Genomic DNA, 21,090 nt, shown 5'->3' on the forward strand with positions numbered 1-21,090 from the left:
TTCCCATGAGAATCCTCAAGATCCAGACCTTACGCGGCCCAAACTATTGGAGCATTCGACGCCACAAGCTGATCGTCATGCGCCTCGATTTAGAAAACCTTGCCGAGACGCCCTCGAATGAAATCCCTGGCTTTTATGAAGGACTAGTTGAGGCGCTGCCGAGTCTGGAGGGTCATTATTGTTCTCCTGGCTGTCGTGGTGGTTTTCTGATGCGAGTCAAAGAAGGCACTATGATTGGTCATATCGTAGAACACGTAGCCCTAGAACTCCAGGAATTAGCAGGTATGCATGTCGGCTTTGGTCGCACCCGCGAAACTGCCACACCCGGAATTTATCAAGTAGTGATCGAGTATCAGACTGAGGAAGCGGGACGCTACGCTGGACGAGCCGCAGTACGGCTGTGCCAGAGTATCGTTGATCGAGGCCGTTATCCCAAAGCAGAACTAGAGCAAGATATCCAAGACCTGAAAGACTTCATTCGTGATGCTTCCTTAGGCCCCTCAACTGAAGCGATCATCAAAGAAGCAGAAAAAAGAGGTATTCCCTGGATGTCTCTGGAAGCCCGCTTTTTGATTCAACTGGGCTACGGCGTGAATCAGAAGCGGATGCAGGCCACAATGACCGACAACACCAGCATTCTAGGCGTAGAACTAGCTTGCGATAAAGAAGCTACTAAACGCATCCTCGCTGCTGCTGGTGCGCCAGTACCCAGAGGTACAGTGATCAACTTCTTAGACGATTTGGAACAAGCCATTGAATTCGTTGGCGGCTATCCTATCGTTATTAAGCCCCTGGATGGCAATCATGGACGGGGGATCACCATTGATATTAGAACTTGGGAAGAAGCTGAAGCAGGATACGAAGCCGCTAGACAGGTTTCCCGGTCAATTATTGTTGAAAGGTATTATGTTGGACGCGACCATAGGGTACTAGTAGTAAATGGCAAAGTAGTAGCAGTAGCCGAACGCGTCCCGGCTCATGTGATTGGTAACGGCAGATCAACCATCGCCGAACTGATTGAGGAAACAAACCTTGACCCAAATCGCGGTGAAGGACATGATAATGTCCTAACCAAGATTGAACTAGACCGCACCAGCTACCAACTCTTAGAAAGGCAAGGCTATACGCTAAATAGTGTGCCACCCAAGGGGACTATTTGTTATCTCAGAGCAACCGCAAACTTAAGCACAGGTGGTAGTGCCGTAGACCGTACCGATGAAATTCACCCAGAAAACCGTTGGCTAGCACAACGGGTAGTCAAGATTATTGGTTTGGATATCGCCGGACTCGATATCGTCACCACGGATATTAGCCGTCCACTGCGGGAAGTTGATGGCGTGATTGTCGAAGTTAACGCCGCTCCCGGCTTCCGAATGCACGTTGCTCCAAGCGTGGGTATTCCCCGCAACGTTGCTGGCGCAGTAATGGATATGCTGTTCCCCAACGAGCAATCTGGACAAATTCCTATCCTTAGTATTACTGGTACTAACGGCAAAACTACTACAACCCGACTATTAGCACATATTTATAAACAGACGGGCAAAGTAGTTGGTTATACTACTACTGATGGAACATATATCGGTGATTACCTAGTAGAAGCAGGCGATAACACAGGCCCTCAAAGTGCCCACGTTATCCTCCAAGACCCCACAGTAGAAGTAGCGGTACTGGAAACGGCTCGCGGTGGCATTCTCCGCTCTGGATTGGGTTTTGAAGCCGCAAATGTGGGAGTAGTATTAAATGTAGCCGCAGACCATTTAGGAATCGGCGATATAGATACCATTGAGCAGTTAGCTAACCTCAAGAGTGTAGTAGCAGAAGCCATATTCCCCGATGGCTATGCGGTACTTAATGCCGACGATCGCCGCGTCGCCGCCATGTCAGAAAAAACTAAGGCTAATATTGCTTACTTCACAATGAACCCCGACTCGGAATTGGTGCGAAAGCATATCCAAAAGGGTGGAGTAGCAGCAGTATATGAAAATGGCTATTTGTCAATTGTTAAAGGTGATTGGACACACCGTATAGAAAGAGCAGAAAATATACCTTTAACAATGGGTGGTCGGGCGCCGTTTATGATTGCCAACGCTTTAGCAGCAAGTTTGGCAGCATTCGTGCAAAACGTCACAATTGAGCAGATTCGTGCTGGTTTGAAGAGCTTCCGGGCTTCAGTTAGTCAAACCCCAGGACGGATGAATTTATTTAATTTAGGCAACTACCACGCTTTAGTAGATTATGCCCACAACGCAGCCAGTTACGAAGCTGTAGGTTCCTTTGTTCGGAACTGGACTCCAGGGCAACGGATTGGCGTAATTGGTGGCCCAGGCGATCGCCGCGACGAAGACTTTGTTACTTTGGGCAAATTAGCAGCACAAATTTTTGATTACATCATTGTCAAAGAAGACGATGACACAAGGGGACGCCTACGGGGTTCAGCCGCCCAATTGATTATTCAAGGCATCACTCAAGTTAAACCTGATAGCCGCTATGAATCAATTCTGGATGAAACCCAAGCCATAAATAAAGGCTTAGACATGGCTCCTGATAACAGTTTGGTGGTAATTTTACCAGAAAGCGTGACTCGCGCTATTAAGTTAATTAAGCTGCGTGGTGTAGTTAAAGAAGAGACACACCAACAAAATACTGGCACAACTGTCATCGATTCTCAAAATGGAATAGCACCTTCTTCTGTTGTTAATACCCTGCTGTAGTCAGGAGGAGTCAGTGCGCTGACTCCTGTATTCTAATTACTTTTATTATTGTTTTTCTTCTTCCTGATTGGTTTCGTCACTGGGAGTTTTTATCTCCTCCTTAAATCCTCGTAGGGTTTTGCCCAGTGCGGTTCCCAGTTCGGGAATTTTTTTTGGGCCAAAAATTAATACAGCGACTATGGTAATTACAGCTATTTCTGGCCATCCCAGTCCAAACATATAAATTTCCTCTAAGGCTTCTGTAATTAAATATAGACATTGATGGCGCAAATCCCATAAGTTCTGCTATCTTAAAAAAATTTTGCTAAACAACATAGCATAAGCGGTTTAGGGAATTCAAAAAATTAAATTACTCAATTTTTCCATCCAACACGACTAGTAGAATTTTTTTTCCTGCTCCTCCTACTTCGTCTACTGTCTCATACTTATGATGGTGACTCAGACCAGTCTGACTTCTTTATACTCATTTTCATGGAGCTATCAAAGCCGGAATCATCAGGGGCATTGTTCGGCAAATATCGAGACGAATCTGGGCAGAGGAGGGTCACTCCCTGTCCTAGCATTTAATACTGAGTAGGAACAACTTTGGTCTGTTAATTGCGAAGTATATGAGCAGTTTCGAGGAACTGAGTCAGAAAACTTTGAATAAGGTTCATAAAACCTATGAAACAACTTAGCAAAAAGGAGATCATCTGTGATTAAGAGTGTTGGATACGCAGCCCAAAGTGCAAGTACACCACTAGGATTGTTCACTTTTGAGCGGCGAGAGTTAGGGCCGCACGACGTACAAATGGAGATCCTTTACTGTGGCGTGTGTCACTCGGATCTGCATACAGTCGCTAATGAGTGGAAAAATACGGTTTACCCAGTCGTACCTGGACATGAGATCGTTGGTCGTGTAGTGAAGATTGGTGAGCAGGTTTCCAAGTTCAAGGTAGGCGAGACTGCGGGCGTTGGTTGTATGGTCGATTCTTGTCGCACCTGTCCAAACTGCCGTGAGAGTTTTGAGCAGTACTGTGATAACGAAATTATCTTCACCTACAACAGCCCAGAGAAGCAGACAGGGAAAACGACTTATGGGGGTTATTCAAACCAGATAGTTGTGGATGAAAATTACGTACTACGGGTTTCAGAAAAACTGGATCTCGCTGGCGTCGCACCCCTGTTGTGCGCGGGGATCACGACGTACTCGCCTTTGCGCTACTGGAATGTTGGCAAAGGCGATAAGGTGGGTATCGTCGGACTTGGTGGGTTGGGACACATGGGGCTAAAATTAGCCCACGCTTTTGGTGCTTACACTGTGCTGTTCACAACATCGTCAAGTAAGACCGAAGATGCCAAGCGCCTCGGAGCCGATGAGGTTGTCATTTCAAAAAACAGCGATGAGATGAACAAGCATCTCAACAGCTTCGACTTCATTCTCAACACGGTTTCGGTATCGCACAATCTAGACGCATACACTGAGTTGCTTAAGCGTGGTGGTACGCTGTGCTTGCTTGGTGTACCCGAAAATCCGCACCCATCACCCAGCATCAGTAACTTGATTTCTAAGCGCCGAGTAATTGCCGGTTCGATGATCGGCGGGATTCAGGAGACACAAGAAATGCTCGACTTCTGTGCTGAACACAATATCGTCAGTGACATCGAACTTATCCCAATTCAGAAGATTAACCAAGCATACGAGCGAATGCTAAAAAGCGATGTGAAGTACCGCTTTGTAATTGACATGGCATCGCTGAAGGAAGAATGACAGTTAAAAAATGCCATTGTCGTTTTTGATGAAAAGTCCTGAATCCTTTGCCTTTTAGGGTGTAAGAAAAACGAATAAAAAAAGTCTGAGTGTTGGTTTTGTTTTCGGCGCTCAGACTTTTTAATTAAGAATTAAATTAAATTATTACTTTAAATTATACCAATTCAATTAATGATTGCAACACATCTTTGGGTAAAGACGCAATGAATCGCGTCTCTACAAATGGTCTATTTGTCGGATTATTTTTTAAAATTGGTATTACTTCCCATTGGATTGGTAATTGGCAAACCTAACCACTCACTTAATTCATGAGCTAACCATTCAAGTTCTACTTCGGATTTAATACCGACATCGTTTCCACTAATTTGGTATTTTTGTAATCCTGAGCAAATATATAATTGTGCTGGAACAGCAACTCTAGTATCTTCAGAGCCTTTAGTAAAGTGTTTTGGAATGTAAACCAACTTATTAACACTTTGCCTTGCGGATGGTCGTGGACGCTCAAACTTCCAACTGAACAACTCTCTGCTTAGGGCAATTTGTTCTGCATTCAAGCGTAAGCAGATGCGTCCAAACAAATTAAAGATAAATTTATACAGCATAGAACAGCCAGCAACCCAAAAAGGAAGTGAGAACAAGGCAAAGGGGATGTTGGCAGGAAAAGGGGCCGAGAGTGCGCCAATTGTCCAAAAGAGGATAAATGAATTCCAGGCGATCGCAAAGAAACCTGTGAATACTATGGATGGATGGAAACCAGCTGGTGGAATGATAATTTCTAAAGAATCCCAATTTTTGGTTAGTTGAATCTTACTCCCGTGTGGTTTGCTGGTAACTAAAGCAGGTAATCTCACTTGTGGTTTCTCTAAGGCTGCGATCGCATCAGCAGCAGAACTAAAACGCCCTTCTAAACTGGGTTCAATCATCCACTTTAGCCACTTGCTAAAGCTGGGACTCACATTAGCCGCTTGTTCAAACTGAATGCGAAAATCCTTTTGCGGTAAATCGGCTGGGTGATTACCTGTCATTAAATAAATTAAGGTTGCGCCTAAACTATAAAGGTCAGATGCTGCAACAGTACGTCCACCAAATTGCTCTGGTGGCATATAGCCATAAGTTCCTACTACAGTTCTTGTTCCAGTTTCTGTGGCGAGGATTGTCTGAACTGAGCCAAAATCTACCAAATAAACTTGACCAACACTATTACCAGAACGCTCCCCTAACAAAATATTGCTAGGCTTAATATCACGGTGAATTACAGGCGGATACAACCCATGTAAGTAAATAAGAATCTCTAAAAGTGCTTTGGCTATCTGTTTGACTTCAGCTTCTGTAAAAGTTCGCCCACTTTGTAAGTATTGTTCTAAAGTTTTTGCTCTTATATAAGTTTGTACGAGCGCAAATCCTTTGATAGTTGGTAAATTTACCTCAAAATAGTTTAAATATTGAGGGATTAAGGGATGTGACAAAGATTTTAAAGTTTCAGCTTCTCGCTCAAACAGTTTGAGTGAATCCCATTCAAAGTCATCACCAAAAGAGAGTAACTTAATGACAACTAATTCTTGAGTTTGCAAATCACGAGCTAGCAAAGTCCGCCGTCCTGCTTTTTTTCCTAGTAGCTGCTGAACTTCGTAGCGTAGACGCCCAGCGTCTTGTCCTTGGACATCGCCTAATATTTCGCCAATCATTATGGTTTCTTCTAATGCTACGGTTGAAAAGTTTTTAGAGGTTATAGCTTTTCAAGTTGTGCAAATCCATATCTTTAGTATAATTGCGTAATTCTATGCCCTCCCAACTTTGGCCTTATATTACCCCTGGTATTCCCGATGAATTGTTTGAAAATTTGCCAGGAATTCCCCTGAGTCAACGAGAAGTCCGACTAATGTTAATTGCCCAACTGCGACTAAAATCAGATTCTGTGTTGTGGGACATTGGTGCAGGCACGGGTACAATTCCGGTAGAGGTGGGGCTATTGTGTCCAGGTGGAAAGATTATCGCTATAGAAAGGGATGAAGAAGTAGCTAATCTAATCAAGCGTAACTGCGATCGCTTTGATGTGAAAAACGTCGAAGTAATTGAAGGTAGCGCCCCAGAGTGTTTACACGATCTTAAAGTTACACCTCACCGCGTTTGTATTGAGGGAGGACGACCTATTCAAGAGATTCTGCAAGCAGCATGGGATTATTTGCCCCCATCCGGTCGGGTTGTAGCGACAGCTGCTAATCTAGAAAGTCTGTATGCTATTTCTCAGAGCTTTTCTCTGTTAAGGGCTAGAAATATCGAAGTCGTTCAGTCTGCCGTTAACCGCTTAGAGACGCGTGGCTTTTCTCAAACCTTTACCGCCGTTGATCCCATTTTTATCCTCAGTGGTGAGAAACTGGATTAGGGAATGGGGCATGGGGCATGGGGTATTGAAAGAAGCGGTAAAGGAAGGGAGAAAACAGCGATGAGGAAATAGGAGAAGCTGGCGTTGCAGGGGAAGCAGAGGGGACAAGGTGACAAGGTGACAAAAGTTTAAAACTTGCAATAAGTCTTTCCCCTTGTCCCCAATTCTCCTTGTCCCCAAGTCCTCTTTCCCATGCCCAATGCCCAATGCCCAACGCCCAATGCCCAATATTTAATACTTCTATGCTTTGGTCTCGGATTATTAGTGGAATTGTTGCGATCGCTCTTGCTCTTTCTGCAACCCTTTTGGGAGGTTGGTACTTTACCATCATCTTTGCAGTTATCATCTTTTTGGGTCAACAGGAATATTTTAATTTGGTGCGAGCCAGAGGCATCGCTCCCGCCGCTAAAACCACTATGGCTGTCAGCCAAGTCTTGCTGGTAATTTGTACCCTTGATGGCAGTTTAGCTGACGCTGTAATGCCGATAGCTGGCACACTCATTTGTTTTTACCTGCTGTTTCAGCCCAAATTTGCCACGATTGCTGATGTTTCCGCTTCTATTATGGGGCTATTTTACGTAGGTTATTTGCCGAGTTACTGGGTGCGATTACGAGCAATTGATACTGCTGCTTTTAGCAATCTTCCTTTCGGAGGTTATTGGCCCACAACCTGGACAGATTTCTGGGAAAAGGCAAATTCTGCTTCATTACCACAAGGTTTTACAGCAACACTGCTGACTTTTTTGTGTATTTGGGCAGCCGATATCGGCGCTTACACTATTGGCAAATTCTTTGGGAAAACCCGTCTGTCTGATATTAGCCCGAAAAAAACTGTAGAGGGTGCTGTTTTTGGCATTACTTCAAGTATTGCTGTAGCCATAGCAGGAGCCTATTATTTGCATTTACCCAGATCCCCCTTCACTGGTTTAGCATTGGGTTTACTGATTGGCATTGCAAGTCTTTTGGGGGATCTTACCGAGTCTATGCTTAAGCGGGATGCTGGAGTCAAAGATTCTGGGCAGTTAATCCCTGGACACGGTGGTATTTTAGACCGTACTGATAGTTATATTTTCACCGCTCCTTTGGTTTATTATTTTGTGACACTACTGTTGCCGCTACTGTAACTGAGCAGCGGGCAGGGAGCAGGGAGCAGGGAGCAGGGGAATGGAGTTCAAAGACTCGTCAGCGAGTATCAAAGACTCGTCCACGAGTATTAAAGACTCATTCACGAGTATTAAAGACTCGTCCACGAATATAAAAGACTCATTCACGAGTATTAAAGACTCGTCCACGAATATAAAAGACTCGTCCACGAGTATTAAAGACTCGTCCACGAGTATTAAAGACTCGTCAGCGAGTATCAAAGACTCATTCACGAATATAAAAGACTCGTCCACGAGTATTAAAGACTCATCTATAAATCCTAATTTATACCAAATTACACTTACAATTCATTCTCCTCTTGCCCCCTGCCCTCTAAGAGCCGCTATATCATTTAAAATAATGTATTAGCATTTTTTAATTTCTAATCATCAAGGGTTAACGTTAATCCGTCCACGACACACTAGCTTGCCTGGAATCAACGTTAGTTCTTGGATATCGACATCTGAGCCAAGATCCAGATTGTACTCATGATTGTCCTCTAATATCTCCTCCTGGTCGGGCTTGATTGTTATATGTGCTAGTTGCAACTCATGCCCATTGAGTAACTGTGAGCTAAGACAAATCTCTAGAGGAGTTGTTTCACTATTGGTTACTCTTATACCTCGCAGTATAATTTGGTTGTTATCAAGGTTAATTTCTTGCCAGTTTATTGGTTGTGACTTTGGGCAATGTGTTGGTAAAACCTTAACCAACAAATCACTCAAAGCATTAGATAATAAGTCAGATGAGAGAGAAGCATTAAGATCCTTCTCGTCTACGATCAAATCGCCAACTACTGGTACTGTTTCTAACAGTCGTAGCGGTTTTCCCTTGAGTACCGAGCCGATATTTATGCGAATATTTTCCGCTATTAATTTAATTTGTGTAATTAGGAGACCTTGATAAATTGCATCAGTAGCAAAAATAGATACCGATGGGATACGCCCAGAGAGAATTTGGCGATCGCTCGCTTTAATCTCCACTTCTAAATCTGATATTTGGCTCACTTGCGCTCTCAAGCAGAGCTTTAGGGCTGTTGTGAGTACCTGCGTAATTATGCGTATTTTATTAGTATGTGTTGTGTTAAAATTTTGCTCTGACATCTAAGGAATCTATTTATGAATATTTGCTTAACAACCGAACAGAAATTAAATAAGTCTTAAATGTAACATTTATGTCTACTCGCTACAAAATGCAAATATCATTTAATTGTTAACAGTAAATAAGCAATTACACATGGAGGCACGGTTACAAAAAATTCTCGCTCAATGGGGTATCGCCTCACGTCGTGAAGCCGAAGAAATGATTAGGCACTCACGAGTGCGGATAAATGGGGTATTGGCACATTTAGGTCAAAAAATTGATCCCGAAAAAGATGCGATCGCAATTGATGGTAAGCCTGTATCTAAAAAGCAGCGTCCGGCTTTAATATATTTATTGCTGCACAAACCAAGAGGTGTGGTTTCGACTTGCTACGACCCTCAGCGCCGACCAACAGTCCTGGATCTACTACCGAAAGAATTACGGGAGGGTACAGGTATTCACCCAGTTGGGCGTTTAGATGCAGATTCTACAGGAGCATTAATCCTGACCAATGACGGAAATCTGACATTTGGACTAACCCATCCCCGCCACAGCATTTCCAAAACATATCGTGTTTTGGTAGAAGGACACCCTCCAGAAGCAATACTAAAAATGTGGCGTCAGGGTGTGATGTTGGAGGGTAGAAAAACCAGACCCGCTAAGGTACAGCTAATAGAACATCATGGCGAGCAAAGCTTTTTAGAAATAGTGTTGCAGGAGGGAAGAAATCGCCAAATTCGCCGGATAGCTCAACAGTTAGGATACCCAGTAATCAAACTGCATCGGACTGCTATCGGCCCAATTCAATTACAAACTCCAAAAGAACCTTTTTTGGAAGAAGGTAAATATCGTTCCCTCAAAGATGATGAGATTCGCTTTTTGCAAGATCAGATAACACAACCTAATTATTGATTCTGTGGAGTTAAGGAGTGTCAGTAGGCATGAAATGGCTAAGAAAGAAGAATAATAACCAGCCATCAATTTCATTAGAGCAACAACGAGCCGAAAAATTGGCAGAAATGGGCGCTCAACTTTGGGCATTGCGTCAAGAACAGGGATTATCTCTAGAGCAAATGGTTGCATTAACTAGGATTCCCCAGCGATTATTGCAGGCGATCGAAGAAGGTAATTTAAACGATCTGCCAGAACCAGTCTATATACAAGGTTTAATTAGGCAATTCGCCGATGCACTAGGCTTGAATGGAGTAGAATTTTCTGGCACTTTTCCGATTAGTTCTGCACAAGTGAATTCTCAAGGTATAGAGAATAATTCACCCCTTAATCAACTACGTCCGGTTCATCTTTACTTTCTTTACATATTGCTAATTGTATGTTCTGTAAATGGCTTATCTCAGTTATTAAATAACGCAGTACTACAAGCAAGTACAAGTAATAATCAAAATCAGCCATCCCCAAAACAAAAGTCCATTGTTAAACCAGAAATAGCCCAAGTAAAAGAGTCAGTGGAGGTTCAATCAGTTAACGATACCCCTAGCGCCGTCCAGCAGGGAAAGGCTGTACAGATTGGTGTAACTTTGAAAGCGTCATCTTGGATTCGTGTAGTAGCTGATGGTAAAACCGAGTTTGAGGGTACTCTCCCAGAGGGAACTCACCGGATTTGGAAAGCTCAACAGCAACTCACAGTGAAAACTGATAATGCTGGTGGCGTGTTAATGAGTGTCAATCAAGAGAAAGCCAAAGAAATGGGAGAACCGGGGAAAGAGGAAGAAGTTAGAATTGCTGCAAAACCTAAGTTTTGATATGAAGAAGAAATCAATTCAAAATTTTACCCTTAGAGGAAAGCAAGCTACACCCAGCCTCTCGTAGAGAAGAAAAAGACTCAAAGAAATGAGTAGGATGAGGGTGACAAGGAGAGAAGGAGGAAAAGGAGGCATTTACTCCTCCCTGTGCCTTGTCTTCCTTGTCTGCCTTGTCCCCTCATCTCCCGCTGCCCTATTGCCCTTCTGGGGCGCGTCCATTGAGTCTGGTAAGAACTTTCAAGCGATCGCCTAATTCCTCTCTCAGCGCTCCTGATTGATAGCGCCACTCCCAGTTCCCCTCAGCAGTACTAGGAAAATTCATCCGCGCTTCGTTTCCTAATCCCAAAATATCTTGCAAGGGAATAATTGCTTGGTTGGCTATGGAACTCAAAGCTAGGCGAATTAAATCCCAGTGGATGCCTTCAGGACTAACACAACCTAAATAAAGCAACAAGTTTTCCTTTTCGTAGTCGGTGGCTGAATTGAACCAGCCTATGGTTGTATCATTATCGTGAGTTCCAGTATAAACTACAGCATTGTGCCGATAATTGAATGGTAAAAATGGATTAGCAGAATCAGCACTAAAGGCAAATTGCAAAATATTCATCCCCGGAAATTCATACTTGTCTCGCAGCGCTTCTACCCCTGGTGTAATTACTCCCAAATCTTCTGCTAAGACGGGTAGCTTGCCCAACTTTTGCCTAATCACTTCAAAAAAAGCATCTCCAGGCGCTTCCACCCATTGACCATTAATGGCAGTTTGTTCACCTTGCGGCACAGCCCAATAAGCCTCGAAGCCCCGGAAGTGGTCAATGCGAATAATATCGACATAATCCAGCATTGCCTCAAAGCGCTGTACCCACCATTTAAAGTCTTGTTTTTGCAATTCCTCCCAGTTATAAACTGGGTTGCCCCACAATTGACCGGTGGCGCTAAAGTAATCTGGTGGGACTCCTGCCATTTGGGCAGCAACTCCAGTCTCTTCGTTTAAGCAAAAGATATTAGGATGCGCCCACACGTCAGCACTATCATGAGCTACGTAGATGGGAATATCGCCGATAATGTCAATACCGCGCATGTTGGCGTAGCTTTTCAGCTCTGACCACTGCCGGAAAAACTCAAATTGGACGAACTTGTAATAAAAAATCTCCTCATTGAGCCGATGCTGTACCTGAGCTAATGCTTCGGGTTCGCGCTTGACAAATTCTGGCTCCCATGTATGCCAGCTTGCATTTTCGTGGGCATCTTTTAGCGCCATAAATAAGGCGTAATTATCTAGCCAATAGGCTTTACTGTCGCAAAAACCTGCAAACTCGTTTTTTTGGATGTCTGTAGCATTCACTTTAAAGTTTTCACAGGCTTTTTTGAGTAGCCCAATCTTAATCGGCACAACCTTGTCGAAGTCTACCTTTTCTACCGGAAATCCTGGTAAATTAGCAAAGTCTTCTTCAGTGAGCAAACCCTCATCTCGCAGTTTTTCTGGACTAACCAGCAGAGGATTTCCCGCCATTGCTGAGTAACACATATAGGGCGAATTACCATATCCAGTGGGGCCCAAGGGTAAAACTTGCCAATATTGTTGATAGGTATCTTTAAGAAAATCGACGAAGCGATAGGCTTCTAAGCCTAAATCTCCAACGCCAAATCGGCTGGGAAAGGAGGTAGGATGCAGCAAAATGCCACTGGATCTAGGAAAAGGCATATTTATCTGAATTATGAGAGGGAGCAATTATCTGATGGATACGCTATGCGATCGCCCAAGGGGCAGTGGCAAAGCCAATCGCATCGAATTTACCACGGAACAGTATTTGCACGGTAAATCAAGTAAACTCATCTTGATTGTCATTTGTCCTTTGTCATTTGTCCTTTGTGAATAACCAATGACTAATGACTAATGACTGATGACTAATGACCAATGACTAATTAACTATGACTTACCGAAATCCTGCACCGACAGTTGATATCATCATTGAACTAGTAGATCGGCCTCATCGGCCAATAGTGTTAATTGAAAGACATAATCTACCCTTAGGTTGGGCTATTCCTGGTGGTTTTGTAGATTATGGAGAAGCGGTGGAAGTGGCGGCGCAGCGAGAAGCTGAGGAAGAAACGGGTTTGCAAGTGGAGTTAGTTGAACAATTACTGGTGTATTCTGACCCCGATCGCGATCCGCGTCAGCATACCATTAGTATTGTGTTTTTGGCGACAGCTAAGGGGGAACCAAAGGCTGGAGATGATGCTAAGAGTGTAGGAGTTTTTGAGTATTGGCGTGTGCCAGGTAATTTATGTTTTGACCACGATCGCATTCTGCGGGATTATTGGCGATATCGGCATTATGGGATACGTCCGAGGTTGGGGTAGGAGGAACGGGTTTCGTAAACAAGCTGCAAGCACTCCTCAAAGTCATCCCCTTGCCAGGTTCCGGCAAATTTTAGCAAGTCTTCTGCTTTAGAGCCTTTAAGAATTGGTGTTGCTTCCTGTATTTCCGGTTTCGTTTGATGACTGGAAGTATCATCATTTTTTTGCATTGACAGCTTAAGAGATATTTCCTCAGTTGTTGGTTTTGTCTTGAGAAAACGCAAAAAATCTAGTGTTTGGGCTAGTAGAACTTCTGGGGATGATTCAATTTCTTGGAGCAGTAGTTCTTTAATATTCATAAATGATATTTTGCAGTCTGTCGTAACAGTATTATACGAGTGCGATCGCGATGCTGACCTGACGGCATTATGGGATACTCCGAGGTTGGGGTAAGAGAAACGAACCGCGAAGGCGCGAAGGGCGCGAAGGAAGAAAAGAGAGGAATACCTGTGACACAAAGTTTTTGTGATTATACTGTGTCAGTGGTGTTTAAAGGTGCATTATGGACGCTGAGTCGCTGTTGGAGAAATACGTCGAAGGACAAATTCAATTTCACAACGAGAATCTTAGAGGAGTAGACCTCAAATATGCAAATCTGAGTGGAATAGACTTAAAAGGTGCAGATTTGACGGGAGCAGATTTAAACGATGCCAACCTAAGTAACGCTTCTCTTCAAAGTACTAACTTCACTAGAGCATCTTTGACAGGTGCAAATTTGAGTAGTTTGGTGAAAAGTTCTAGTTTAAATTTCAGTTGGGCAGACCTAAGTAGTGCTGACTTGAGTAAAGCAACCCTGGATAACGCTAACTTTAGTAACGCCAATCTAGATAATGCTAATTTGAGTGGAGCAAACTTGAAAAGCGCTAATTTTAGTAATGCCAATCTGGATAATGCCAACTTGAGTGGAGCAAACTTGAGTAGCGTTAACTTTAGTAACGCCAATCTAGGTAATGCAAATTTGAGTGACGCTACACTCGACTGTGCAAACTTAACCGAAGCATCCTTGAATGAGGCAAAAGTCGTTAGAGCTAACCTTAGTACTGCTAATTTAACTGGGGCTAACTTGTTTAAAGCTGATTTGAGTCAAGCAAACCTAGCTCGTGTGATACTCAAAGACACTAATTTACAGGGAGCCAAGATTCGGGGTGTTAATTTATCTGAAAAGGATTTATCAGGCATGAATCTGGCTGAAGCTGATCTAGGTGCAGCAAATCTCATAGGCGTAAATTTCAGAAAAGCCTGCCTCAAAGGGACAAATTTAGAGAAAGCAGAACTGCAAAAAGTAGATTTGATCAACGCGAATCTGAACGAGGCAAACCTGAAAAAGGTAGATTTAACTGGAGCAAATATCTACGGTGTCAACTTTAAAGATGCAGACCTGACTGGTGCGATAATGCCAGATGGAGAAGTTTACAAGCCGATCGCTCCTCAGGTAGAAATCGGTAAACAGGAAACATCGTTAGAGAAAGTAATATCTATGACTCGTAAAGTAATTAATACTGATAACGCACCTGCACCAGTCGGCCCTTATAATCAAGCGATCGCAGCTTCTGGTCAATTTGTATTCATCGCTGGACAAATTGCCATCGATCCCCGCCTTGGTGATGTCGTCTACACTGATGATGTCAAAAAGCAAACTGAGCAGGTATTAGCTAATCTTGAAGCCATCCTCACAGCAGCCGGTGCAACTTTCCAAGATGTGGTGAAGACCACTGTATTTTTAGCTGATATGAATGATTTCGCGGCGGTGAATGCCGTTTATGCTAAATATTTCCCGGAAGATACAGCCCCAGCGCGGGCTTGTGTACAGGTATCGCGTTTACCTAAAGATGTGTTGGTAGAAATTGATGCGATCGCTGTAATTAGCGGTTAGTGCCAATACATTCACAAAATCAGTCTACAACTCTCCAAACAAATTAGGCTTTATTATTGACTTTTATTCTTAAAAGCTTTAAATATTTTTTAGGAGTTAATTGCAATTAATTAGCAAAAGAACTAAGAAAACTTCCTAATGGAGAGTTGCAAATGAGTGTGAGGAAAAAGAGCTTATTGGGTGCTGGTGCGGCATTTACAGTGCTTACAGGTCTAGTAGTCAGCACAGTAGGGATTATGCAAGCAACGATCGCCAACCCCACCACTAATCAACAGACACCACGCTTACTTGCCCAAGGGCTGAAGACTTTAACAATAGTTTTTCCCAGTCGTGCTGATTCTACAGACTTGCAAAATAAGGCAAATGCAGTAGGAGCTTTTCTATCTAAAGAGTTAGGAATTCCAGTCGTCGCCCAAGTTGGTGATGATACAGCTGCTGTGGAAGCTTTGAGAGCAAATCGGGCTGATGTAGCTTTTTTAAGTAGCCGTCCGGCTTTGAAAGCGAAACAATTAGCAAACGCCAGTTTGTATCTAGCCGAAGTTCGCTCCACTTATTCTGGAAGATATACTTATAGCTCAACATTTGTTGTTCCTAAGAATAGTCCCCTAAAAACTCAAAATTCAGCTAAAGCCACTTTAGAACAACTGCGGGGCAAGAAAATTGCTTTTACTTCCCCTACTTCTGGCTCTGGGTTTATTATCCCTGTCGCTGAGTTGGTCAAACAAAAATTTGTACCTAACCGCGATCGCTTAGATGGTTTCTTTGGTCAAATTTCTTACGGCGGTAATTATAGCAAAGCCTTGCAAGCAGTTGTGCGCGGTCAAGCTGATGTGGCTGTTGTGTCAGAATATGCTCTGAATCCACCTTATATCACCGCCCAAGAGAAAAATCAGTTACGGGTTCTGCACAAAATTACTGGTGTACCTGCTCACGGTATTGCCATTGATGATGACGTTCCAACTCCAACACGGGAAAAAATCATCAACGCCTTACTGAAATTAAATAAGTCGGAAAATAATAAATTGTTACGCGACTTGTATAATTCCACAGAATTAGTGCGAATTAACCACGATCGTCACCTAGCAACTATCCGCGACGCTCTGCAAATTGCTGGCATTGAACCATAACTTAGAATTCAGAATTCAGAATTCAGAATTCAGAATTCACCAATCTTGACTCTCTCTACGAGACGCGGCGCTATCTGCTTTTTTGGTCAAAATTCATTCTGATTCCTGACTCCTGACTACTGAATTCTGTTCAATAAATTTCTATGAATGATTATGTTATTGAGTGCCATAACCTAGAGACAGCTTATACTCCATCTCTAAATCGTCCTATTCTCAACGGGATTAATTGCCAAATTAAACGCGGTGAATTTGTCGTTTTGCTAGGGCTAAACGGTGCTGGTAAGTCTACATTACTACGATCGCTAGTTGGACTAGTGCCATTTGTGAAAGGAGAAATCATCGTCAATAATGTGGAGATGAATCCCCGAACACTGCCAAAAATTCGGCGCGATATTGGGATGTTATTTCAAGGTGGCGGATTGATTCGACAGTTATCAGCACTAGAAAATGTCTTGTGCGGATGCCTTGGAAAAAGAACAACTTGGCAAACACTGTTGGGATTTTCCAAACGCGATCGCATGTTGGCATTAAATTTATTAGAGCAGTTAGGACTCTTAGAGTTAGCTTTTCAAAAAACCAGTCAATTAAGTGGTGGACAGCAACAACGAGTAGCGATCGCCAGGACTTTAATTCAATCACCGCAAATTCTCTTAGTCGATGAACCCATCACAGGCTTAGATGTTGTGGCATCCCAACAAGTCATGGAAACTCTATCCCAATTGCACACTCAGCAAGGTATGACTATTGTCGCAGTTTTGCACGATTTGGGAATCGCAGAAAAATACGCAGGGCAAGCGATCATCTTAGATGCTGGACGCGTCGTTTACCAAGGACTTTGTGACAACTTACAAGCTCAATTTGCGAAAGTTTCCGCTTGAGTAAGATTTTATTTAAACCGCGTCAGTTTTACCCCACCCTAAACCCTCCCCTTGCAAAGGGGAGGGGACAAGATTCGATTCTTTTCCCCCCTTTCCAAGGGGGGATTAAGGGGGGTAATTAATTTGACTAATCGCAAATACTACGCTTCTCAACCTAGATGAGAATTAATACAATATGAGTTACTTTTTTAAGTCAAAACGTTTACGCTTCTACCCTTGGCTGAGTTCTCTACTCATCTTATTAATTGTCGTAGTAGTTTATGGTTGGGCTTTGCGAGGACTCAAACTCGATTTTGAACTGCTGCGTTCTAGCTGGCCATACATCACCGATTTTATTACTCGATTATTTCCTCCCGATTGGAAAGTTTTAGATATTGCAGTCAAGGCACTAATTGAAACTGTACAGATGTCTTTATGGGGAACTACCATTGGAGCCATTCTTTCTGTACCGATCGCTATAGCTAGCGCCAGCAATGTTGCGCCTGGGTGGTTGCGATCGCTAGCTAATTTGCTGCAAAATACTGTGCGTTCTGTTCCCTCAATTATTCTGGGGCTAATTTTTGTTGCTGCCACTGGCTTAGGCGCACCAGCAGGAACTTTAGCTTTGGGAATCTACACCATCGGCTACCTTGCCAAATTTTATCAACAGGCAATTGAAGCGGTTGATCCGCATTCTCTTGAATCGTTGCAAGTTATCGGAGCCTCTAAGCTACAGATTGCTCAATACGGCATTCTCCCGCAAGTGCTACCACTGGGATTAGGTTACACCTTTTGGATGTTTGAGTACAACATCCGTGCTGCTTCTGTCTTGGGTGTAGTTGGTGCAGGGGGTATTGGCTTTCAGTTAAAAAGTTACATCGACGGGTTCGAGTACACCAAAGCAACAACCATGATGTTAGTGCTTTTGGTAGTCGTCACAGTAATTGATGCTTTTAGTAGCCAATTACGTCATCGGCTCGATTCTATGTAATGAATTCTGGCAGTAGCCTATCTTGAAGACTGATGCGATAACTTTGGGAATACTGAAATTAAGTATCCTAAAGGAGTATTAAAAATGCCAGAAAATCGTATCAGTGCCAGCTTATCCCCAGTAGATAAGGAAGCGGTTATGCAAGCGATCGCTACAATTAAAGAAAAGTTACCATTTTTGGTAGATTTGACCCCTGAAGATCGGCGAACAATGCTGAAGATGGGAGATAAAAGTCGGGCTTTTGTAAGCAAAGCCTTAGAAGTAGCAACACAAAACCCTAACTTTTTGCCCCGTTCTTTTGATTTAGAAGAGATGCGCCGAGATTTGGCGCTATTTGAAGCGTTGTATCCAGTGCTTTTGTCTCTAACCCAACTGCAAGAATTGGTGGATGATACCTGTATAGCCTCTGCTAGCGAAGCCTATGCTGCTGCATTAGCAGTTTATAGCTATGCCAAAGCTAGCGGTGATGTAGCAGGTTTAGATGCAGTAATTGATGAGATGGGACGCAGGTTTAATCGCCGTTCTAAGAAAAAGCAACCTGAAACCGCAGTTAGCTAAAGCTTGCAACTGGCAAGTATAGCAGTTGTCAATTTAGTAAAATCCACATTATTGGTAGGGGCATAACATTGTTATGCCCTTTTTGCGTTTTGTATCCAAAGATTCTTGAAACCCGCGCAGGCGGGTTTTGTCTGTGTAGCCGCGATTTCTAATCGCCAAGGCATTTTTGAGCCTTAGAAGGGTCAAATTCGAGCCTCAGAAGGTCAAAGTTGAGCCTTAGAAGGGTCAAATTCGAGCCTCAGAAGGTCAACGTCGAGCTTCAGAAGGTCAATGTCGAGCTTCAGAAGGTCAATGTCGAGCTTCAGAAGGTCAATGTCGAGCCTCAGAAGGTCAACATCGAGCCTCAGAAGGTCAACATCGAGCCTCAGAAGGTCAACATCGAGCCTCAGAAGGTCAACATCGAGCCTCAAAAGGTCAACATCGAAATTAAATTAAGGTTATGCCAATTTGAAAAAAGAATACGACAAATAAACCATTTGTAGAGACGCGATTCATCGCGTCTTTACACAAAGATGTGTTGCAATCATTAATTGAATTGGTATTACGCATAAAAATTACCTAGAAAAAGTTTGATAAATTCCGAAATACACCTTGTATATTTAGTATTTATTCTGTAAACACTAGCATTTCAAAATCAAATCTTGTAATGAACCCACAAAACAAGCCCAAGAGTCTACAAGATATTCTTAAGCAGCGCCAGCAATCAGGTTTTGTGGGTCGTGAAGACCAAGTAAACCAATTTCGTCAAAATCTAGCATTACCCCCAGAAGACGATCGCCGTCGTTTTATATATAACGTTTGGGGTCAAGGCGGAGTAGGTAAAAGTACCCTACTACGACAGTTTCGTAAAATTGCTGACGAAGCAAAAATTATTTCGGCTTACATCGATGAAGCTGAAAAAACTATACCAGAAGTCATGGGTCGTCTAGCTGAGGACTTAGAACGGCAAGGTCATAAACTAACGCAGTTTACAGAACGCTACAAAGTTTACCGTCAAAAGCGCCAAGAATTAGAAACCGATCCAGAAGCTCCTCAAGGCTTTTCGGCTTTTGTCGGGAAAACTATGGCAAAAACTGGTGTACGTTTAGCGCGTCGAGTTCCCGTTGGCGGTGCTGTATTTGACTTTGTAGATGAGGATGCTTTCGCTACCCAGGCTGGAGAATGGGCTTCTTATGTTGCAAAGAAAATAACAAATAAAGATGAGGTGCGTTTAGTTCAAGAACCTGAAGAAGTTCTGACCCCGTTATTTTTGCAAGATATTTTTAAAATTGCTGAAAAAATTGGTGTTGTTTTGTTTTTTGATACTTATGAACGCACCGGAGAATTTTTAGATAACTGGCTACGGGAAATTTTGGAGGGTCGCCACGGTGAAGTATCTCTCAATATATTGATAACTATTGCCGGTCGGAATGAATTAGATAAAAATCATTGGGCATCTTATGAGGGGTTAATAGTTCGTTTCCCTCTGGAACCCTTTACAGAAGAAGAAGCCCAACAATATCTAACTCGGAAAGGCATTACAGACAATCGCGTTGTTGAAGTGATTTTACACCTTTCTGGAAACTTACCCCTGCTAGTAGGAATGCTAGCAGACACTCATCCCAATGATCCAAACCAGGTAATTGAGCCTAGTAGCAGTGCAGTAGAACGCTTTTTAAAATGGGTTGATGACCCCAAACGGCAACAAGTGGCGCTTGATGCTGCCATTTCTCGGTGTTTGAATCGAGATGTTATAGCCAAATTAAGAACAGAAGAAGAAGCTGACGAGTTATTTACTTGGCTAAAAGAAACATCCTTTGTCAACGAACGTACCGACGGCTGGGCTTATCATGATGTGGTCAAAACCCAAATGTTACGCCACAAGCGCCTTTCATCGCCGCAAGGTTGGGCTGACATACATGGCAAGTTGGCAGAATATTATGACAGGCTGCGGAATGATCTGCAATTAGAGCAAGAAGAAAAACAGCGCGATTCTAGTTGGCAAAGTCACACATTAAACGTGTTGTACCACAACTTATGTCAGTCACCGCAAAAGAATTTATCTGTAGCTCTTAATGAATTTCTCGCTGCACTCAAAAATCAACGCAAATTTGCCGAACAATATGCAGAAACAATGCTTCAGGCTGGTAAAGATGTCGATTCCTCTGAAGTTCAGCGTTGGGGTGAACAACTAGTAAATGGGTTAAAAGCTTATGAGGAGGACGTTTATCAAGTTACGTTGGAAATGTTTACCGCAATCTTACAGAATTCTGGGATTGAGCTTAAATGGCAACCAATTGCTCTAGGTTGGCGCGGTGAAACTTACCGCTTAATGAAGCGTTACCCAGAAGCCCTAGAAGATTTTGACCGCGCTATTGAACTTGACCCCAAATATGACTGGGCGATTGCAAGTCGCGGTGAGACTTACCGCTTAATGGAACGTTACCCAGAAGCCCTAGAAGATTTTGACCGCGCCATTGAACTTAACCCCAAATCTGACTGGGCGATCGCAGTTCG

General features: G+C 43.1%; 20 protein-coding genes. 14 read left to right on the forward strand and 6 right to left on the reverse strand.

Translation table 11 applies throughout. The annotated features are described in order from the left end of the window. Positions 1–5: 5 nt before the first annotated feature. On the forward strand, positions 6–2,711 hold the full coding sequence (cphA, locus tag RMZ43_RS32725) for a cyanophycin synthetase (protein ID WP_322655535.1): 2,706 nt from the start codon (positions 6–8) through the stop codon (positions 2,709–2,711). A 45-nt stretch (positions 2,712–2,756) separates the two neighbouring features. On the opposite strand, the gene tatA is transcribed toward cphA, so the two are convergent. Then, a complete protein-coding gene (gene tatA, locus RMZ43_RS32730) occupies positions 2,757–2,930 on the reverse strand; it encodes a twin-arginine translocase TatA/TatE family subunit (protein WP_322655519.1) in 174 nt (57 codons plus the stop codon). Positions 2,931–3,405: 475 nt separating this feature from the next. Here tatA and RMZ43_RS32735 point away from each other — a divergent pair, with 475 nt between their 5' ends. Beyond that, positions 3,406–4,461: an NAD(P)-dependent alcohol dehydrogenase gene (locus tag RMZ43_RS32735; RefSeq protein WP_322655520.1), complete on the forward strand. Its 1,056-nt coding sequence runs from the start codon at positions 3,406–3,408 to the stop codon at positions 4,459–4,461. A gap of 239 nt (positions 4,462–4,700) precedes the next feature. Here RMZ43_RS32735 and RMZ43_RS32740 read toward each other — a convergent pair whose 3' ends face one another. Continuing rightward, on the reverse strand, positions 4,701–6,146 hold the full coding sequence (locus RMZ43_RS32740) for a serine/threonine protein kinase (protein ID WP_322655521.1): 1,446 nt from the start codon (positions 6,144–6,146) through the stop codon (positions 4,701–4,703). Positions 6,147–6,241: 95 nt separating this feature from the next. Here RMZ43_RS32740 and cbiT point away from each other — a divergent pair, with 95 nt between their 5' ends. Both cbiT and RMZ43_RS32750 read left to right on the forward strand, forming a co-directional pair. Then, on the forward strand, positions 6,242–6,844 hold the full coding sequence (cbiT, locus tag RMZ43_RS32745; protein WP_322650351.1) for a precorrin-6Y C5,15-methyltransferase subunit CbiT: 603 nt from the start codon (positions 6,242–6,244) through the stop codon (positions 6,842–6,844). 242 nt (positions 6,845–7,086) lie between these two features. Then, positions 7,087–7,968 (forward strand): phosphatidate cytidylyltransferase, encoded by an 882-nt coding sequence (locus RMZ43_RS32750; protein ID WP_322655522.1) that lies wholly within the window; start codon positions 7,087–7,089, stop codon positions 7,966–7,968. Positions 7,969–8,376: 408 nt separating this feature from the next. On the opposite strand, the gene RMZ43_RS32755 is transcribed toward RMZ43_RS32750, so the two are convergent. Further along, positions 8,377–9,090: an LmeA family phospholipid-binding protein gene (locus RMZ43_RS32755; RefSeq protein ID WP_322655523.1), complete on the reverse strand. Its 714-nt coding sequence runs from the start codon at positions 9,088–9,090 to the stop codon at positions 8,377–8,379. 133 nt (positions 9,091–9,223) lie between these two features. Between RMZ43_RS32755 and RMZ43_RS32760 the strand changes: the two genes are divergently transcribed. Continuing rightward, complete coding sequence (locus tag RMZ43_RS32760; RefSeq protein WP_322655524.1) at positions 9,224–9,982, forward strand: pseudouridine synthase; 759 nt, start codon at positions 9,224–9,226, stop codon at positions 9,980–9,982. A 29-nt stretch (positions 9,983–10,011) separates the two neighbouring features. Next, positions 10,012–10,830, forward strand: coding sequence for a helix-turn-helix domain-containing protein (locus RMZ43_RS32765; protein WP_322655525.1), 819 nt, complete (start codon positions 10,012–10,014; stop codon positions 10,828–10,830). A 193-nt stretch (positions 10,831–11,023) separates the two neighbouring features. On the opposite strand, the gene malQ is transcribed toward RMZ43_RS32765, so the two are convergent. Then, positions 11,024–12,532, reverse strand: a complete 1,509-nt coding sequence (gene malQ, locus RMZ43_RS32770; RefSeq protein WP_322655526.1) for a 4-alpha-glucanotransferase — start codon at positions 12,530–12,532, stop codon at positions 11,024–11,026. Positions 12,533–12,566: 34 nt separating this feature from the next. Between malQ and RMZ43_RS32775 the strand changes: the two genes are divergently transcribed. Both RMZ43_RS32775 and RMZ43_RS32780 read left to right on the forward strand, forming a co-directional pair. After that, entirely contained in the window at positions 12,567–12,707 is a 141-nt protein-coding gene (locus tag RMZ43_RS32775) for a hypothetical protein (RefSeq protein WP_428850954.1), read from the forward strand. 52 nt (positions 12,708–12,759) lie between these two features. Continuing rightward, entirely contained in the window at positions 12,760–13,191 is a 432-nt protein-coding gene (locus tag RMZ43_RS32780; RefSeq protein ID WP_322650357.1) for an NUDIX hydrolase, read from the forward strand. Here RMZ43_RS32780 and RMZ43_RS32785 read toward each other — a convergent pair. Further along, the gene (locus tag RMZ43_RS32785) at positions 13,164–13,487 is read right to left on the reverse strand and encodes a hypothetical protein (RefSeq protein ID WP_322655527.1); all 324 of its coding nucleotides are present in this window, start codon (positions 13,485–13,487) and stop codon (positions 13,164–13,166) included. The two genes, RMZ43_RS32780 and RMZ43_RS32785, sit on opposite strands and share 28 nt — an antisense overlap. A 203-nt stretch (positions 13,488–13,690) precedes the next feature. Between RMZ43_RS32785 and RMZ43_RS32790 the strand changes: the two genes are divergently transcribed. The 5 genes from RMZ43_RS32790 to RMZ43_RS32810 all read left to right on the forward strand — a co-directional run bounded on the left by RMZ43_RS32790 (position 13,691) and on the right by RMZ43_RS32810 (position 18,594). Beyond that, a complete protein-coding gene (locus tag RMZ43_RS32790; protein ID WP_322655528.1) occupies positions 13,691–15,061 on the forward strand; it encodes a Rid family detoxifying hydrolase in 1,371 nt (456 codons plus the stop codon). Positions 15,062–15,213: 152 nt separating this feature from the next. Next, the gene (locus RMZ43_RS32795) at positions 15,214–16,188 is read left to right on the forward strand and encodes a phosphate/phosphite/phosphonate ABC transporter substrate-binding protein (RefSeq protein ID WP_322655529.1); all 975 of its coding nucleotides are present in this window, start codon (positions 15,214–15,216) and stop codon (positions 16,186–16,188) included. 143 nt (positions 16,189–16,331) lie between these two features. After that, complete coding sequence (locus tag RMZ43_RS32800; RefSeq protein ID WP_322655530.1) at positions 16,332–17,066, forward strand: phosphonate ABC transporter ATP-binding protein; 735 nt, start codon at positions 16,332–16,334, stop codon at positions 17,064–17,066. A 175-nt stretch (positions 17,067–17,241) separates the two neighbouring features. Further along, the gene (gene phnE / locus RMZ43_RS32805) at positions 17,242–18,036 is read left to right on the forward strand and encodes a phosphonate ABC transporter, permease protein PhnE (protein WP_322655531.1); all 795 of its coding nucleotides are present in this window, start codon (positions 17,242–17,244) and stop codon (positions 18,034–18,036) included. 84 nt (positions 18,037–18,120) lie between these two features. Then, positions 18,121–18,594: a hypothetical protein gene (locus tag RMZ43_RS32810; RefSeq protein WP_322655532.1), complete on the forward strand. Its 474-nt coding sequence runs from the start codon at positions 18,121–18,123 to the stop codon at positions 18,592–18,594. Positions 18,595–18,797: 203 nt separating this feature from the next. On the opposite strand, the gene RMZ43_RS32815 is transcribed toward RMZ43_RS32810, so the two are convergent. Next, positions 18,798–19,004, reverse strand: a complete 207-nt coding sequence (locus RMZ43_RS32815) for a hypothetical protein (RefSeq protein WP_322655533.1) — start codon at positions 19,002–19,004, stop codon at positions 18,798–18,800. Positions 19,005–19,240: 236 nt separating this feature from the next. On the opposite strand from RMZ43_RS32815, the gene RMZ43_RS32820 reads away from it, so the two are divergent. After that, a partial coding sequence (locus RMZ43_RS32820; RefSeq protein WP_428850955.1) for a tetratricopeptide repeat protein occupies positions 19,241–21,090 on the forward strand: 1,850 nt, incomplete at its 3' end.

It is taken from the genome of Nostoc sp. CmiVER01, assembly GCF_034531135.2.
Lineage (GTDB): Bacteria > Cyanobacteriota > Cyanobacteriia > Cyanobacteriales > Nostocaceae > Nostoc.